Genomic DNA, 17360 nt, shown 5'->3' with positions numbered 1-17360 from the left:
CTCTTATTCGTCCGCCCAGGCGAACAGCTCGCGCAGCCGTTCGCCGACGTCTTCGATCTCGTGGTTCGCTTCCGCTTCGTGCAGTTGCGTGTAACTCGGTCGTCCGGCCTGGTTCTCCGCGATCCACTCGCGGGCGAACTCGCCGTTTTGAACCTCTTCGAGCGCTTGTTCCATGTTCTCTCGGACCGTCTCGTCGACGATTTCCTCGCCTTTGGCGAGGCCGCCGTACTCGGCGGTGTCAGAGACGGAGTCCCACATCTCGCCGAGCCCGCCTTCGTACATCAGGTCGACGATGAGTTTGAGCTCGTTGAGACACTCGAAGTAGGCGATCTCGGGGCTGTAGCCAGCGTCGACGAGCGTCTCGTAGCCATGTTTGACCAGCGCCGTCACGCCGCCACAGAGCACCGCCTGCTCGCCGAAGAGGTCGGACTCGACTTCCTCCTGGAACGTCGTCTCGATGACGCCCGCACGAGTACAGCCGATACCCTTCGCGTACGCGAGCGCACGGTCTCTGGCCTCACCGGTCGTGTCCTGGTAGATCGCCAGCAGGCCGGGCGTTCCCTCGTCGTTCTCGTAGTTCCGGCGGACGAGGTGACCCGGCGACTTGGGGGCGACCATCGTCACGTCCACGCCCTCGGGCGGCTGGATCTGGTTGTAGTGGATGTTAAAGCCGTGAGCGAACTGCAAGACGTCGCCTTCCTCGAGGTGGGGTTCGATCTCCTCGAAGACCGCCGGCTGGACGGTGTCGGGCACGAGCACGGAGACGTACTCGGCTCGTTCGGCCGCCTCGGCAGGCGTCGCGACCTCGAGGCCGTCCTCTTTCACTGCCGCACGCGAGGCGGAGTCCTCGCGCAGGCCGACGACCACGTCGACCCCGCTATCGGCGAGGTTCTGGGCGTGGGCGTGGCCCTGACTGCCGTAGCCGAGTACGGCAACGGTGGTGTCTTCGAGGGTCGATTCGTCCGCGTCGGCGTCATAGTAGATGTCGGTCGTAAAGCCGTCAGCTACGGTATCGGTATCAGTATCAGTCATCGTCAGATGTCGTCTCTGGAGGTGTCGTCTGTGGTTCGTCGAACTGTGCTTCTGCCGGCGTCTCCGCCGCGGTGTCTGCGGTGTCGCGAGCGAGCGCCGTTAGCCCGGTCCGGGAGACTTCCCGAATGCCGAACTGCTCGAACGTGTCGACGGCGGCGTCGATCTTCTGTCGACTCCCGGTGATCTCGACGGTCGCGGTTTCGGTGCTCGCATCGACGGTCGTTCCGTCGTACATCTCCGCGACAGCAGCGACCTGGTCCGGTCGCGTCGCGTTCACCTTGATGAGCGCAAGTTCCCGACGCATCGCATCGTCCGGAAGCTCGGTCACCGAGATCACAGAGACGAGTTTGCGGAGTTGCTTTTTGACTTGATCGATTCCCGGATCGGGCTCTTCGACGACGATCGTGATCCGGGCGCGCTCTTCGTCCTCGGTCGGGCCGACCGAGAGACTCTCGATGTTGAACTGCCGCCTCGAAAACAGCCCAGAGGCCTCGGCGAGCACACCGGGTTCGTGTTTGACGAGCGCCGAGATGACCGTCCGTCGTGGCTCGTGTTCGGCCTCGACGTCCGGGTCGACGCGGATACCCTGGGAGTTACGTCTCCCCGCGGGCTGTTTCCGTTCCTCCGGTGCGGGTCCCTCGAGTTCGCCTGTCATAGTTGCTCCTCCGTCAGTGCGAACTGTGCGTTGTCGCCGCCGCTTGGCACCATCGGGTAGACGTTCTCGCGGGGGTCGATGTGTGCGTCGATCACTGCGGGGCCGTCGTAGGCGAGTGCGGCCTCGATGGTGTCTGCGACCTCGTCGTAGTCGTCGATGCGGTACCCCTCCGCGCCGAAGGCCTCGGCGAGCTTGTCGAACTCCGGCATCCAGCCGTAGTCCGAAGCGGCGTGTCGGCCCTCGAAGAAGGCATCTTGCCACTGACGAACCATCCCGATGTACTCGTTGTTGAGCACGACGAACGTGATGTCCATGTTCTCGCGAACGGCGACCGACAGCTCCTGCATCGTCATCAGGAACGAGCCGTCGCCGTCGACACAGATCACGTCCTGGTCGTCGTCGGCCGCGAGCCGGGCCCCGATCGCAGCCGGGACGCCGTAGCCCATCGCACCCAGGCCGTGACTCGAGACCCAGGTGCGCGGTTCGGTGTACGTCCAGTACTGGCAGGCCCACATCTGGTGCTGGCCGACGCCCGTGGTGACGATCGCGTCGTCGCCGGTGGCCTCGTCTAGGGCCTCGACGACGAACTGCGGTTTGACCGGATCGTCTTCCGGTGCCTCATATTCCATCGGATACTCCGATTTCCACTGCTGGCACTGGGCACGCCACTTCGTCGCTTCCGGTGAGGATTCGACGGCCTCGTCGAGCTGTTCTATCACTGTCGCGGCGTCGCCAACCAGCGGGTACTCCGCGTGGATGTTCTTCGAGATCTCGGCGGGGTCGATGTCGACGTGGATGAGTTCGGCGTCGGGCGCGAACGTCTCGATGCCGCCGGTCAGTCGATCGTCGAACCGGGTGCCGACCCCGATCAGCGTGTCACACATCGAGATCGCCATGTTGGCGTAGCCGGTGCCGTGCATGCCGGCCATCTCGAGTGACAGTTCGTGATCTTCGGGGAACGCGCCGAGTCCGGGCATCGTCGTGATGACCGGGATCTCGTGTTCGATCGCGAACGCCCGGCACTGCTCGCTGGCGTCGCCTTTGATGACGCCGCCGCCCAGCAGCATGACGGGCCGTTCCGCGTTCTCGATCCGGCGAGCCGCCGCCTCGACGATCTCGGAGTCGGCCTCCTCCTGGACCTCGTAGGTCTCGGGCGTCGTCGGTTCGACCGGCTCGCGGTCGGTCTCGCCTTTCGTGACGTCTTTGGGCAGATCGACCAGCGTCGGCCCGGGACGGCCGTCGCGAGCGAGGGCGAACGCCTCGCTGACGTCGGTGCCGACGCGATCGGCGTCGGTCGAGAACGTGTTGTTCTTCGTGATCGGCGCGGTGACGCCCGTCGTGTCGGTTTCCTGGAAGGCGTCGTTGCCGACGAAGTTCGTCGGAACCTGTCCCGTCAACGCGAGCATCGGATCCGAGTCCATGTCGGCGTCTGCGATGCCGGTGACGAGGTTCGTCGCCCCTGGACCGGATGTCGCCAGGCAAAGCCCCGGCTCGCCAGAGACGATGCCGTAGGCGTCGGCGGCGTGGGCCGCACCCTGTTCGTGGGCCATCGTCACGTGGTAGATGTCCGAATCGTACAGGGCGTCGTAGACAGGCATGATCGCCCCGCCCTGGACGCCGAAGGCGTACTCGACGCCTGCGTTCTCGAGCGCGCGGACGACCGCTTCGGCACCCGTCGTGACGGGTTCGGCGTCGCCGTCTGCGTCGGCTCGTCGGTCGTCCGTCGCCTCCTGCTTTCGATCCTGTTCTTCGTGTCGTGAGATCGGTGCAACGCGTTCGCTCATTCCTGACCTCCTGTTGTGTGTGCCATCTCGAGTCGTGTCAGCTGCCCTTGTGGGTGAGGGTGTCGCTTCGAAAACGGTGCGAATCCGGAACGGAACTGTCGGTATAGAGGGGCTATCGAGCCCCTACAATACCGACGATAAGGAGGGACGCGAACGCGCCGCTTGCGGCCGTGTGAGCCACGGTCGGTCGGCGTCGCGTCATTATCAGTGTCATACGGCACCCGACAACTATAATCCTTGCGGCATCGGCCGGCGTCGCTGACGTCGACCGTTCTCGACAGCCGGCGCTGTCCGGCTGGAACAACCGAGGGAGACACGGTCAAACGCGCACCTCCTCGCGCTCGCGTTCGACGCCTTCCTCCTCGGCGAATCGCTCGAGATCGGCGACCGTTACGTCGCGTTTCTCGGCTCCGAAGTCTTTGACCCGTCGGGTAACCGCACGGACCTGTTCGTCCGTGGGATCGAATCCGCGTTCTACCAGCCGCTCGCGGACCGAGTGGGTCCCGGTGTGTTTGCCGAGCACGAGTCGGCGCTCGGCGCCGATCATCTCGGGAGTCATCACGCCGGGTTCGAACGTATCGGAGTTCTCGATGACGCCTGCAGCGTGGATGCCGCTCTCGTGGGAGAAGGCGTTCTCGCCCACGACGGGTTTGTTGCCGGGGACGTCCATCCCGCTTTTCCCCTCGACGATCGCCGATAGCTCGCTGATCCGGGTCGTGTCGATTCCGGTGTCGCCCTGGTACAGCGACTCGACGGCCATCACGAACTCCTCGTAGGCGGCGTTGCCCGCGCGCTCGCCGATCGAGTTGACCGAAACCTGCGCCTGGTCGGCACCGGCTTCGATCCCGGCGAGCGCGTTCGCAGTTGCCAGCCCGAAGTCGTCGTGGGTGTGGACGTCGATGTACGCGTCGGTGTGGTCCGTGACCTTGTCGATCAGGTCGTAGTACCGCCGCGGCGTCGCGACGCCTGTGGTGTCCGGAATGTTGATCCAGTCGGTTCCGGCCTCGGTGACCGCGTCGATCACCTCGATCAGGAACGCCTCGTCGGTCCGGGTCGCGTCCATCGGCGAGAACATACAGGTCGCTCCCGCCTCCACGATCCGTTCGACCGACTCGACCGCACGCTGCAACACGTCTTCTCGAGTCGCGTGCATCGAATCTTCGATCTGGACGTCGCTGGTGCTGACGAACGTGTGCACCATCTCGACGCCCGAATCCAGCGCGGCCTCGATATCCTCGTCGACGACGCGTGCCAGTCCACAGGTCGTCGCGGACGTACTCTCGGCGATGTCACGCACCGCCTCGAACTCCGCGTCGGAGTTGACGGGGAACCCGGCCTCGATGACGTGGGTCCCCATCTCGTCTAAGATCGCGGCAATCTGGCGTTTGTCGTCGTAGGAAAACGAGGTGCCGGGGGACTGTTCCCCGTCACGCAACGTGGTGTCGAAGACTCGAGCCGACTCGATCTCCTTAGTGGAATCTAACGTGCCCTGGAAGAACTCGACCGCCCTGACTGGTGTCAGAGCCGTTGTCTGGTGTAGACATTGTGTTCGAATCCGAGGTCGTCATGAGTATATAAAACTGGCGCTGTGGCGATCACGGATACGACGCGATCGCGTCTCGCGTGGCCAGGAAACCGAGGGACGTAAACGCCCTATGTTGCGTAATATTGAATTATATGCCGTACGCCACGGGGGACCGTGACGGGGTGCCGTTTGGAGGAGTCGCTGTAAATTCCAAATCCAATATTGGGATAAAAAAGGTCTCGAGCGCTGGCGCGCGGGCGCAGTTGGACGTTCGTCTCGTCGACGACCCACGCCACCGTCGCTCGAGTCGACCGGTCTCGAGAGGCGAACGTTTTTCTCGTCTCGCTTCCAGCCACGGCACATGAGCGAGTTCGACCTCGACCTCCGGGCGGTCGAGGAACACATCGACGACGGCGACTCGGCGTTCGAGGGTGGGATCGTACTCGGCATTCTCGACGGGACGACGCCGCCCGAGGAGTGGCTCGAGACGGTTGGCGACGGTAACGTCCTGGTACTCGACGTCGTGGGCGACGTCAATCGGCTGGCTGCGGGCTTTGCTCGCGACGTCAGAGAACTCGGCGGGAGTCTCATTCACTTCCGTGGCTTCCTGATCGTCACGCCGCCGGGCGTCGATGTCGACACCAGCCGGTTGTAGTCCCAATACGGACCAGTCCGCGGTCTCCGGGCTTCGAGCGTCGCGTGGCGTTACGGCGGTCGAGCGGAGGACGTTCGGAAATCGATCCCTGCCGTTCGTAGCCGGATCGTAATCGGTCGGTAGCCGCCTGCGCGAGGGCGTCCCACCGTCTCGCTGGAGCGCACACGCGAGGATCGGTCGGGAGCGTGGGGGTTCGACTGCAAGCGGTCTGCCGGACGAGTATGGTGTGCATCCCGATCCTGAGTGTGTCGTTTCGAACCTGTTTCGATCCGGAACTTCGCTATTTACTAAGCGTCTCGTTCGGTTACACGACGTTCGAACATGTCTACTGGAGACCCCGGTCGACGGCTCGTTCCGTCCCCGGCGGTATACCGCCGGACAGAACGGCTGATACATTCACCGGAGGACGTTCCCGGTGATACTGTATCAAAGCATCTGTCCGACGGTATAGCACCGCGAGACGGTCACGCTCGAGTCGACTCGCCCGGGAGGCCTGGTTGATGGTATCATGTATCGGGAGAAGACCATCGGCGTCGTGATTCCGGCGTACAACGAGGTGGGGCTGGTCGGTGACGTCATCGAGTCGCTTCCGTCGTTCGTCGATCGGGTGTACGTGATCGACGACTGTTCGACCGACGGGACGTGGGCAGAGATCCGGACGGCAGCGGCAGCCGTCAACGGACGAGTGAGCGACCACTCACAGCAGAAAGCGTACGCGGACGGTGGACGACGGTACGATCCGACGGTCGTGACGACGCGTCACAGCGAAAACCTGGGCGTCGGCGGAGCGATCAAGACCGGATACCGGCAAGCGCGCGACGACGACCTCGACGTCGTCGCCGTCGTGAACGGCGACGGACAGATGGATCCGGCGATCCTCGATCGGATCGTCGATCCCGTCGTCGACGGCTGGGCGGATTACGCGAAAGGCGATCGACTGTCCCGTCGGACGCTTCGCGAAGAGATGTCGACGTGGCGGCTGTTCGGCAACACGGTACTGACGTTTCTGACGAAAACCGTCAGCGGCTACTGGCGGATGACCGACCCCCAGAACGGCTACACGGCCATCTCCGCGCACGCGTTAGAGACGATCGATATCGATCGGCTGTACGACGACTTCGGGTTCTGTAACGACCTGCTCGTGCACCTGAACGTCCACGACATGCGTATCGCAGACGTCGAAATGGAATCGAAGTACCGCGACGAAACGAGCCACATCGCCTACTCGAGTTTCGTGCCGAAACTGTCGTGGCTGTTGCTCAAACGAGCGCTCTGGCGGTGGAAAACGAAGTACGTCGTCGCGGACTTTCACCCGCTCGTGTTCCTGTACCTGCTCGGGTTCGTCGGTGCTGGCGTCGGCGTGACGGCGCTTGGCTGGGCGCTCGTCTCGGCGGGGATGGGGGTCATCACCGGGTTGCTCTCGGTCATCGTGGTGATGCTCGGCGGACTGTTCGTCGTCCTCGCGATGATCTTCGACCGGACCGAAAGCGCAGAACTCGAACGCCACGTCGAGCAACGGGTCAGGGAGGGCAACGAATGAACGTCCTCTCGATCGTCGGGGCGCGACCGCAGTTCGTCAAGGCGGCTGCGGTGTCTCACCGGCTGCGTCGACACCACGAGGAGACGCTCGTTCACACCGGCCAACACTACGACCGAGAGCTCTCTGAGGTATTCTTCGAGGAACTTTCCCTCCCCCGTCCGGAGTACAACCTCGGCGTCGGTTCCGGTTCACACGCCAGCCAGACCGCCGCAGTGATGACCCGACTCGAGGACGTCCTGGAGGCGGAACGGCCGGACGTCGTCCTCGTCTACGGCGATACGAACTCGACGCTTGCGGGCGCGCTCGTGGCGGCGAAGACGTCTTCCGCGCTTGCACACGTCGAGGCCGGCCTCCGGTCACGCGACCGGACGATGCCCGAGGAAGTAAACCGAATCCTCACCGATCACTGCTCGGACGTCCTCTTCGCGCCGAGTCGAAGCGCCGAACGAAACCTCGAGCGTGAGGGGATCACGGAAGACGTGTTCGTCCCCGGCGACGTGATGTACGATACCCTCTTGCAGGTCCGTGATCGGATCGAATCTACCGATCCCGGTCCGCTCGAGACGTCCGACGACGCCGGCCTCGGCTCCGTCGAGGTCCCTCGGAACTACGTCCTCGCGACCGTCCACCGGGCGAGCAACACGGACGACCCGGACCGGCTTCGCGGAATCGTCGACGGACTTCGCCGGATTCCCGAACCCGTCGTCTTCCCGGCGCATCCCCGTACCGTCGACGCGTTACACGAGTACGGACTCTGGGAGCGTGCGACAGACGGAATCGACGTCGTCGACCCCGTCGGCTACCTGACGTTCGTCCGGCTCGTCGCCGGGGCCGACTGCGTCGCCACCGACTCCGGAGGGATCCAGAAGGAGGCGTTCTACCTCGACACGCCCTGTATCACGCTCCGAGAGCATACGGAGTGGACCGAAACGGTCGATGCGGGCTGGAACCGCCTCGTGGGCACAGACGCCGATCGAATCGTTACCGGGCTCACAGAGGCCGCCGACCCGCCGCCGAAACCGGAGCTCTACGGCAACGGCAGCGCCGCCGAACGGATCGTCGACCGGCTGGGACGGAAGTACGAATGAACTACGAGTACGTCGCGGACGAGTGTCTCGCTGGCAACACCGCCGGGCTGACGACGCCGTACCAACCCTGATTAGGGATGCCGTGCTACCGTCTGACGATGCTCGAACTCGCGCACTACGGTCGTCACGTCACACGCGAGCCGTTACAGACCGATCCGACGGCTGGAATCGCAATCGTCGCCGTCGTCACGTTGATCGTGGCGACCGTATTCCTGTTGTACGTCGCGTTCTCACCCGGCGTCATCGGGTGGCAGCCAGAGCGCGAGCCCGAAGATACCGATCGAGCCGACGACGAGGTCGAGACGACTGCCAGCGAGTCGGCTGACGAGACCGACTCGACGGAGGCAAACGTCGACGCCGAGGCGACTGGGGACGGCTGATCCGTATCCGTGGCGACCACGGGCCCTCGAGCCCGTCGTTTCGTCACGCACTTATCGCTCCCCGAGAACACTCGCCCATGCAGATCAAAAGCCGGGAGCAGGTCGAGGGCGGCCGCGAGCGTGTGACGGTCGTCCCCGAGAGCCTGGACGACCTCTGGCACCTGCAGTACGTCTTAGAGCCCGGCGATCGCGTCGCCGGCGACACCACCCGGCGGATTCAACGCGACGACGACAAGATGCGCGATACGGGCGGAGAGCGCGAGCACATGTGGGTCGCGATCGCCGTCGAGACCGTCGAGTTCCACAAGTTCGCCAACCGGCTGCGGGTCGGCGGCGAGATCGTCGCCTGCTCTCGAGAGGACCAGCTCGGCTTTCATCACACGTTGAACGTCGAGGAGCGCGACGAGATCACGATCGAGAAGTGGTGGAAACCCGATCAGGAGGCCCGCCTCGAGGAGGCCGAGGAGGCGACCGAGGCCCCCGACGTGGCGATCGTCACCGTCGAGGAGGGCCGAGCCCACGTCCACACAGTCGCCCAGTACGGCACCGAAGAGCGGGCGACGATCTCCGGCCCCACGGGGAAAGGCGAGTTCGCTCGCGAGCGCTCTGAGCTGTTCGCCGAACTGGCGAGCGTCCTGCAACGGCTCGACGTCGACGCGATCATCCTCGCGGGACCCGGCTTCACGAAACAGGACGCGCTGAAGTATCTCGAGGACGAGGCTCCCGAGGTCGCCGAACAGGTGACGATGGTCGACACCGCGAGCGTGGGCGACCGGGGCGTCCACGAGGTGCTCAAGCGCGGGGCGGTCGCGGACGTCCAGCAGGAGACCCGCATCGAGAGCGAGGCCGAGGACATCGACGAACTCACCCAACGCATCGCCCAGGGGGCGAAGGCCGCCTACGGCCCCGAGGAGGTGAAGAAGGCCGCAGAGTACGGCGCGATCGAACGGCTGTTGATCCTCGACGACCGCCTGCGACAGGAACGCGGCCCCGACGGCGAGTGGGACGTCGACGTCGACGAGATCGTCCGCACGACCGAGCAGAAAGGTGGCGAGGTGACGGTGTTCTCCAGTGAGTTCCCGCCCGGTCAGCAACTGGCGAACCTCGGCGGGATCGCCGCCTTGCTTCGGTACCGACTCGAGTGAACGCCCGAAAACGGAAGAAAACGGGCGTAAGCGAGCCCAACTGGGGATGAACGACTGACCCGTTGAAGTCGACGACAGTCCAGTAAACGGATGCAATGAGACGACAGGCAATGCTCGCTCTCGCGGTTACGCTCGCGCTGCTCGTCGGAGCAACGGGGGGTACAGCTGCACAGCCCGCTGAAGGTCCACCAGAGGAACTGCCGAGTCACGTACCCGACTTCGTGACGGACGTGCTCGGAGCGGTCGGCGATTTCGTCGGTGGCGCGACCGACTCGCTCGGAGAGATCGTCCGTACCGTCACACCCGGTGGCGACGAAGCGGGGACGGTATCGACTCCGGACGCGTAGCTCACCTTTCGGTTCGATATCCTTACGAGACGAACCCCTCTTTCTTTGATATTTCTTCCCAACAGTTCTTTTTATCCTTGGTTTCGGTCGGGTAACCCAGAGTTTTCGTACGTTTTAAACGACATCCCTGAACAGAGTCCGTGTATGAACGTTCGTGTCGGTTGGTTGGTTCTCGTCCTGGTAATCGCGGCCGTCGTCGGTGTGGCCCCGGGCGTCGGCGTGACGATAGGACAGTCACAGGTCGGCCCGATGATGACTGGCCAGGAGGACATCGACCCGGACGAGGTCCGACTCGACGTCGAGTTAGACGCCGATGGTTCCGCCGAGTGGACCATCGAGTTCTGGGTGCGACTGGACGACGACGAGAGCACCGAGGCGTTCGAGTCACTCGAGGCCGACGTCGCTGACGATCCGGAAGCACACACCCGGGAGTTCGCCGAGCGGATCGATGGGACGGTCGAGGCGGCGAGTGACGCGACGGGCAGGGAGATGAGTGCCGAGGGGTTCGACGTCGGTACCGAACGACAGTCACTCGCTCGCGAGTACGGCGTCGTCAGGTACTCGTTTCATTGGAACGGGTTCGCCGCGGCCGAAGACGGCGACCTGCACGCTGGCGACGCACTCGAGGGGATCTACCTCGACGACGACACGCGATTGCTGATCGGATGGTCTGAAGAGTACGAACTGACCTCGGTCACACCAGACCCGGACGAACAGCGCGATCAGGCCGTCATCTGGCGAGGGGGGCAGACCGATTTCGTCTCCGGTGAACCACGGGTCGTCGTCTCCCAGCCAGGAACGGGACTCGGTGTTGGGACCGCGGTCGGGGGTCTCGCCGTCGTCGGTGCGCTCGGAGCGCTGGCCGTCTGGTGGTACCGAACGCGTGTCGATGGGGAGAAGCGGGATCGTGAGAAGGATCAGCCCGATGGGAGTACCGAGATGGCTGTTGAACCGACGACTTCGAGTTCGTCGGCTGACCCGTCGCGGGAACTGTTGAGCAACGAAGAACAGGTCCTCAGGCTCATCGAAGAACGTGGTGGACGGATGAAACAACAGGACGTCGTCGAGGAGCTCGGCTGGACCGACGCGAAGACGAGCAAGGTGATAAGTGGGTTACGCGAGGAGGGCGAACTCGAGTCGTTCCGCCTCGGCCGCGAGAACGTTCTCTCGCTTCCGGAGGAGGCAGATGAACAACGCAGTTGAATCGGCGAAAACGACAGCAGACGCCGGGTCGAAAACCGAGTTAAACGGCGTAAACAGTCGTTGAACCGGAGTCATCGTCTCGAGTGTATATCACTGGTTGGGACGTACGACCGGATGCAATGAACAGACTTACGACGATTACGATGGCGGTCGCGCTCGTCGTCGCGCTGGCGGCGATGCCACTGGGTGCAGCGAGCTTCGCGGATGTACAGGCACAGACGCAGGACGAAGACGCCGACGAGTCGGTCCCGGTCCAGCCCGGCGAACGACTCAGTGGCGTCGTCGGCGTCCAGCAATCCGAGGTCGACGGCGAGGTGACAGAACGAGCCTACGGCGTGAAAATCGCGAACGCCCAGACTGACGAGGCGAAAGCCGACGTCGTCAACGAGACTCTGGCGGACGTCGAAGACCGGGCCGAAGAACTCGAGGACCGTCTCGAGGAACTAGACGAAGCCCGTGAGAGCGGTGAGATCACCGAGGGACAATACCGCGCGGAAGTTGCGAAGGTAGCCGCCGAAAAGCGAACGACAGAGCGGCTAGCTGACGGAGCCGAGACCACTGCGACGGAGCTGCCAGCGGACGTCCTCGAGGAACGCGGGATCGACCTCGAGACGATCGGGGAACTGCGAGAGCGCGCGAACGAACTCGGCGGTGACGAAGTCTCGGAGATCGCACAATCGATCGCCGGTGAGGAGGTCGGACAGTCGATCGCAGCCGATCGTGAGTCTGGCGCACCGATCGAGAGTTCGGGTCAGGACCGTGGTGACGGTGACCGCGAAGAGGTCCTCGACGACGATGACGGCGGTGACCGCGAGGAGACACCTGACGGTCAGCCGAGTGAGTGATCACTCACGATGGATCGAAGACTCACCATCATCGGCGTCGTCGCCCTGGTCCTCGCGAGCGCGCTCGCGGTGCCGGTCGCGGGCTCGAGTGGAGATGACGTCACATACGAGGATCCGACGTTGCACGTAGCGCTCACCGAGGACGGCGACGCGACAGTGTCGCTGGTCTCGGTCTACGATCTGTCAGACGCGAACGAACGTGACGCGTTCGAGTCGCTACGCGAGGACGAGCGTGTACAAGACGAGATGCTCGAACGGTTCGCCGACAGGGCGGATTCGATCGCGACCGACGTCGACGAGGAGATGTCCGTCACCGAAGAGTCGGTCGACGTCCGGACCGACGACGATCGCGGGGTCGTGGTCCTGTCGGTAGCCTGGAACGGATTGGCATCCGTAGACGGAGAGACGCTCGTCGTCACCGAACCGTTCGCCAGCGGATTCGAGCCCGATCGAACGCTCGTAGTGACGGCTCCGGGCGGGGCGACGATCGAATCGACGACTCCCAAGCCAGCGACCGTGGACGAAACGCGAGCGACCTGGGACGCGGGAACTGACCTCTCCGGATTCGAGACCGCAGTCTCGCTCGCCGACGATGAGGACCGAACGACTGATGTGGACGATGACGATAGTACCGGTGAAGACGACGCAACGTCCGGCTTCGGCGTAGGTATCGCAGTGGTTGGCGTCGTACTCAGCGTCGCGGCGTTACTCGAGGCTCGTACGTAAGTCCCGGAATTAACTCTATTCGAAGGGGGAGTACGGATGTGTGTTCGGGACACGACGGCATCTCGGGTTCCGAAATGACGAGCAAAGCGAACCACTTCAGGGCGGCGTCTCAGTACTCGCCTCGATCAACTGGATCAGCACGGAGGCAAACAGCGACGACGCGCTCCAGATCGCCGTCTCGCTGCCGTCGTCGTCGACGACGCTCAGGAGGACGGTGTCGTCGTCGACGAGCGCGATCCGACCCGACCGGTCGTCCCCGTTCTCGGTCCGGTGTCGTGGCGGCGAGTAGGCCCGGACGTCCTCGAGACTCTCGAATCGGTCCCGGACCGTCGCCGATCTGCTGATCGTCGTCACCTCGACGCCCGCGGCCGCCCGCTCCTCGAGCGTTCGTTCGATCTCGTCGGTTACCAGTTCCGGCAGGCGCGTCCCGAAGACGATGCGGTCGTCGGCTCTCGAGAGCACGTCGACGACGCGGTCGTCGACCCGGTCGCGATCGCGGATGGTCCAGATGTCCTCCTGCGCTTCCTCGCCGGCGGTCTCCTCGCGGACGGTCTCGACGTACTCGAAGGCCCGCTCCTGTTCGTTCTCGAAGCGATCGCGAAGCGTCTCGCGTGCCTCGTCGACGCTGACCGGCCGGTACCTGATCGGGTTCGACTGCTGGACCTCGAGCAACCCTCGCCCCTCGAGGCTCTCGGCGACGCTGTAGACCTGCGAGCGGGGAACGTCGGCGACGTCGGCAATCTCACGTGCGCTACCCGAGCCCAGTTGCTGGAGTGCGATGAATACTTTCGCCTCGTAGCTGGTGAGCCCGAGCCGTTCGAAGGCCTCGATCGCGTCGCTTTCGTCGGTCGTCATGGCTCTCCCTCCTCGGAACCACCGTCGCTCGCGACCGGCGTCGCCTCCGGCACCTCGAAGGAGACCTCCGGTCCGAGATAGCGCGTCCAGAGGATCAAAAGCGTCGGGAGGACGAACACGCTCGCGAGGAACGCGTAGATGATCGTCAGACCGGTGATGATACCGAACTGTCGGAGAACGGGCAGGATGGCGAGTGCGAGCGTCCCGAAGCCGCCGACGGTCGTCGCGGCGCTGCCCAGCAACGCGCCGCCGGTCCCCTGGACGGTGGTCTCGATCGCGTCCCAGGCGTTGCCCTGCCGTTCGAGTTCGAGGGTGTACCGGGAGCTAACGTGAATGCTGTAGGCGACGCCGAGTCCGATCGTCAGGCTCGTGATCATCCCCGTCAACACGTTGAAGGGCATCTCGAGCAGGTACATCGAGCCGAGGATCCAGCTGACCGAGACGGCCACGGGCAACAGCGTCACCGCACCCAGGGTCGCACCCTTGCCGGTCAGCCAGTACGCGAGCGTGAGGAAGGCGAAGACGGCGACGAGCGTGATCATGAGGCTCTGGAGGACGGTCTCGAGCAGATCACCTTCAACGACGTGGTTCACGATCGGATCGCCGGTCGCGATGGCGTCCCACCGGTCCTCGAGCCCGCGGTCGTCCATCACTGCCGCGACGTCGCGCATCTCGTCGGCGACGTCGCCGAGCTCGGCGTCGCCCTGGATCGCGACGACGAGCTGGACGGCCTCGTAGGAGCCGTCGTCGGTCCGGTAGATGACCTCGGCCGCGTCGTCTTCGACCTCGAAGAACTCGTCGTACACCGTCGAGACGTTCTCGTCGGGGATGCCGTCGCCGGTGGTATCGGCGTCGGTGAACGTCTCGTTGAACGACTCGTTGTCGCGCGCGGCGTCTTCCATCGCCGACAGCGGACTCCGGACGTCCGCCTCGCCGCTTGGTAAGGTGTAGGCGACCTCGGTCTCCGTCGCGGCCGACTCGGCGGCGTCGATTCGTTCGAGCGTCTCCGGATCCGTCACGTCTCCCCCGACGAGGATCCGCGCCTGGGCGTCCTCGCGCTGGAAGTTCTCGTTGACGAACTCGAGGTCGTCTTTCGCCTGGTACTCGCCGGGGCTCAACGGCCCGAGGTGGTCGGTCCACGCGGGTGGGCTCTCCGCGAGGAAGTCCTCCTCGTCGAAGCTCGTATCGACCTGGCTTGCCCCGTAGACGCCGCCTGCGGTGAGCAACAGGACGGCGACGAGGACGACGATCGGTGCCTTGCGTGCGGCAGTCGAGCCGATCGAGAGGACGTCGCCGAACCGACTGTCTCCCGTCCCGAACGCCCGCTTGCGTCGGTCGATGCCGTAGCGCTCGAGCAGGGAGTCGAGCTCGACTTTGGCAGCGGGGACGAGCGCGCCGAAGACCAGAAGCGCCGAGAAGATGCCGACGGCGCTGACGACGCCGAACTCACGGACCGGACCGATCGGGCTGACGAGGTTCGCGAGGAATCCGATCATCGTCGTCGCGGTCACCCACACGAGCGCGACGCCGACGCCGGCGAGTGCGAGCAGCATCGAGCCGCCCACGTCGTCGGTGATATCCGACAGCTCGCGTCGCTCCCGGTGGCGCATGAAGACGTGGATCGCGTAGTCGATCGAGAGCCCGATCAACAACACGGGGACGGCGACGAACATCTGGTTGAACGCGATCCCCGCCCAGCCCATGAAGCCGAACGTCCAGAGCAACACGACGAAGATGCCGGCGACCCCGAGGACGATGTCGAGGGGGTCGCGGTAGGCGACGAACAGGGCGACGACGACGAACAACAACGCGAGCGGGCCGACGATCGCCAGGCTGTCGCCCATCGAGCGGTCGATCTCGTCGCTGATCACGCCGACGCCGAAGACGACGTACTCCTCGTCTTGCTGATCGGCGAGTTCGCGCACGTCGAGTTGGGCCTCGCTCGCGTCGCCGTCGAACCCACCCATGTCGTCCATCTCGTCGGCGGTCGACTGGGTGACGAACGTCATCCGGGCGTCGGCCTGGGTCGTCCCGGGCTCGTAGTCCGTCGACATGAACGCGAGCGCGCCCGACTCTTCGTCGTCGTCATCGTCGAGCGCGTCCCTGATCGCGTCCTCGAACTCGCTCTCGTTTAGGCTCTCGAGGTACTCGATCTGCTGCTCGAGCGATGGATCGTCCGCCTCCTCGAGCGCCTCGACGTCGGCTTCGAGGTCGTCGGCACGTTCCTCGAGGTCGTCGGCGCGCTCTTCGAGGTCGTCGGCACGCTCTTCGAGGTCGTCGCCCCGCTCCTCGAGTGCCTCGCTGTCACGTTCGAGTTCCGCCGAGCGTTCCTCCAGGTCCGTTTCCCGTTCCTCGAGCTCGTCGGCGCGTTCCTCGAGTTCCTGACCGCGTGCTTCGAGCTCGGCGAACTCCGCCTCGAAGACGCCGGCGGTCCCGAGTTCGACGGCGTCCTCGACCGTCGGCGCGGCGTTTGCCTCGGTCGTCAGCTCGCGGACCTCGGCGCCGACGGCTTCGAACTCGGCGGTCTCTTGGGGACCGAGGTCGGCCTCGGCGGCCGCGTCGGTCCACGTTTCCTCGATCTCGTCGTCGATCGCCGCCCGTTCGGCCTCGGAGTCGGCCTCGTCGTAGGCCGTCTGTAACTCGACGGTCTCCTCGAGCGCATCCTGGAGGACGGCCTGGTCGGCGGGGTCGTCGGCGACGGCCGCTCCCGTCTGGATCGCACCCTCGAGGCGGACGTCCGCACCGACAGCTTCTCTGACCTGCTCGCCTGCGGTCTCGAACGTCGCCGCCTCCTCGGCATCGAGCTCGGCAGCGTCGATCGCATCGTCCCACTCGTCGTCGATCTGCTGATCGATCGCCTCCCGTTCGGCCTCGGAGTCAGCCTGCTCGTAGGCCGTCTGTAACTCGACGGTCTCGTTCAACGCCGCCTCGAGAACGCCGACGCGCTCGTCGAGTTCGGCCTGGTCGGCCTCGAGCTGTGTCCGGTCCTCCTCGAGCCGTTCGGCGTCGCGCTCGAGGCGCTCGGCGTCGCGTTCGAGGGCGTCGCCACGGGACTCGATCTCCTCGGCGGTTTCGTTGAACTCTTCGAACTCCGCCTCGAGGTCGTCGCCGGCCTCGTCCAGTCGCTCGAACTCGTCTTCGAGCGCTTCCTGTTCGTCCTCGAGTTCCTCGAACTGCTCGCCGCGCAGCTCGCTGATGGCGACGATGTTCTCGACGCCGACGACGGCGTCGTCCTCGTAGAGCGTCGCGTTTATCGACGCGTTGTTCCGCATCGTCTGCTGGAACTCGAGCGACGAAACCAGCGACTCCTGTGTGAGAACGTTGTCACCCCGCTTGATCAGCTGTACCGTCGTCGTATCGTTGTCGTCGTCGGCGGTGAAGTTCTCGGAGACGTACTCGGCGGCTTCGACCTCGGGCGAGTCGGACTCGAACTGCTCGAGCGAGGAGTCGTCGTCGAGCGCCGTCGCGCCGGCTCCGACCAGCGCGGTCGCCACGAGCAAGACGACGAGGACGAGCTTGCTGTGACCCGTTATCGTGCCGGCGAGTCGTTCGGGGACGCTCACCCGACGGCACCTCCCGT

15 protein-coding genes are annotated in these 17360 nt (G+C 64.6%); 9 read left to right on the top strand and 6 right to left on the bottom strand.

Annotated features, from left to right (window positions below; genetic code table 11):
• Window positions 1–3 precede the first annotated feature (3 nt).
• The 4 genes from ilvC to QQ977_RS00375 all read right to left on the bottom strand — a co-directional run bounded on the left by ilvC (window position 4) and on the right by QQ977_RS00375 (window position 5026).
• Window positions 4–1032 (bottom strand): ketol-acid reductoisomerase, encoded by a 1029-nt coding sequence (gene ilvC / locus QQ977_RS00390; RefSeq protein WP_285926861.1) that lies wholly within the window; start codon window positions 1030–1032, stop codon window positions 4–6.
• Window positions 1025–1687, bottom strand: a complete 663-nt coding sequence (gene ilvN, locus QQ977_RS00385; RefSeq protein ID WP_285926860.1) for an acetolactate synthase small subunit — start codon at window positions 1685–1687, stop codon at window positions 1025–1027. Before ilvN ends, ilvC begins: the two co-directional genes overlap by 8 nt.
• The gene (gene ilvB, locus QQ977_RS00380; protein WP_285926858.1) at window positions 1684–3471 is read right to left on the bottom strand and encodes a biosynthetic-type acetolactate synthase large subunit; all 1788 of its coding nucleotides are present in this window, start codon (window positions 3469–3471) and stop codon (window positions 1684–1686) included. The genes ilvN and ilvB overlap by 4 nt, the downstream gene beginning before the upstream one ends.
• A 319-nt stretch (window positions 3472–3790) precedes the next feature.
• Complete coding sequence (locus QQ977_RS00375; protein WP_430540853.1) at window positions 3791–5026, bottom strand: LeuA family protein; 1236 nt, start codon at window positions 5024–5026, stop codon at window positions 3791–3793.
• Between the two features lie 331 nt (window positions 5027–5357).
• Here QQ977_RS00375 and QQ977_RS00370 point away from each other — a divergent pair, with 331 nt between their 5' ends.
• The 9 genes from QQ977_RS00370 (at window position 5358) to QQ977_RS00330 (ending at window position 12925) form a co-directional block, all read left to right on the top strand.
• Window positions 5358–5651, top strand: coding sequence for a DUF5779 family protein (locus tag QQ977_RS00370; protein WP_285926855.1), 294 nt, complete (start codon window positions 5358–5360; stop codon window positions 5649–5651).
• Window positions 5652–6159: 508 nt separating this feature from the next.
• A complete protein-coding gene (locus QQ977_RS00365) occupies window positions 6160–7191 on the top strand; it encodes a glycosyltransferase family 2 protein (RefSeq protein ID WP_285926854.1) in 1032 nt (343 codons plus the stop codon).
• Entirely contained in the window at window positions 7188–8279 is a 1092-nt protein-coding gene (gene wecB, locus QQ977_RS00360) for a non-hydrolyzing UDP-N-acetylglucosamine 2-epimerase (protein ID WP_285926853.1), read from the top strand. Before QQ977_RS00365 ends, wecB begins: the two co-directional genes overlap by 4 nt.
• Window positions 8280–8377: 98 nt before the next feature.
• Complete coding sequence (locus QQ977_RS00355) at window positions 8378–8659, top strand: hypothetical protein (protein ID WP_285926852.1); 282 nt, start codon at window positions 8378–8380, stop codon at window positions 8657–8659.
• Window positions 8660–8736: 77 nt separating this feature from the next.
• On the top strand, window positions 8737–9804 hold the full coding sequence (locus QQ977_RS00350) for an mRNA surveillance protein pelota (RefSeq protein WP_285926850.1): 1068 nt from the start codon (window positions 8737–8739) through the stop codon (window positions 9802–9804).
• A 95-nt stretch (window positions 9805–9899) separates the two neighbouring features.
• Complete coding sequence (locus tag QQ977_RS00345) at window positions 9900–10151, top strand: hypothetical protein (RefSeq protein ID WP_285926849.1); 252 nt, start codon at window positions 9900–9902, stop codon at window positions 10149–10151.
• A gap of 144 nt (window positions 10152–10295) precedes the next feature.
• Window positions 10296–11354: a DUF7345 domain-containing protein gene (locus QQ977_RS00340; protein ID WP_285926848.1), complete on the top strand. Its 1059-nt coding sequence runs from the start codon at window positions 10296–10298 to the stop codon at window positions 11352–11354.
• Window positions 11355–11473: 119 nt separating this feature from the next.
• A complete protein-coding gene (locus QQ977_RS00335) occupies window positions 11474–12199 on the top strand; it encodes a hypothetical protein (protein WP_285926847.1) in 726 nt (241 codons plus the stop codon).
• 9 nt (window positions 12200–12208) lie between these two features.
• Complete coding sequence (locus QQ977_RS00330) at window positions 12209–12925, top strand: DUF7345 domain-containing protein (RefSeq protein WP_285926846.1); 717 nt, start codon at window positions 12209–12211, stop codon at window positions 12923–12925.
• A gap of 96 nt (window positions 12926–13021) precedes the next feature.
• On the opposite strand, the gene QQ977_RS00325 is transcribed toward QQ977_RS00330, so the two are convergent.
• Together QQ977_RS00325 and QQ977_RS00320 are read right to left on the bottom strand one after the other, a co-directional pair.
• Complete coding sequence (locus QQ977_RS00325; protein ID WP_285926845.1) at window positions 13022–13780, bottom strand: TrmB family transcriptional regulator; 759 nt, start codon at window positions 13778–13780, stop codon at window positions 13022–13024.
• On the bottom strand, window positions 13777–17343 hold the full coding sequence (locus tag QQ977_RS00320; protein WP_285926844.1) for an MMPL family transporter: 3567 nt from the start codon (window positions 17341–17343) through the stop codon (window positions 13777–13779). Before QQ977_RS00320 ends, QQ977_RS00325 begins: the two co-directional genes overlap by 4 nt.
• Window positions 17344–17360: the final 17 nt, after the last annotated feature.

This window comes from Natrialbaceae archaeon AArc-T1-2 (assembly GCF_030273315.1).
In the GTDB taxonomy this organism is placed as follows: domain Archaea; phylum Halobacteriota; class Halobacteria; order Halobacteriales; family Natrialbaceae; genus Tc-Br11-E2g1.
This window is presented reverse-complemented; position numbering and strand designations above follow the sequence as displayed.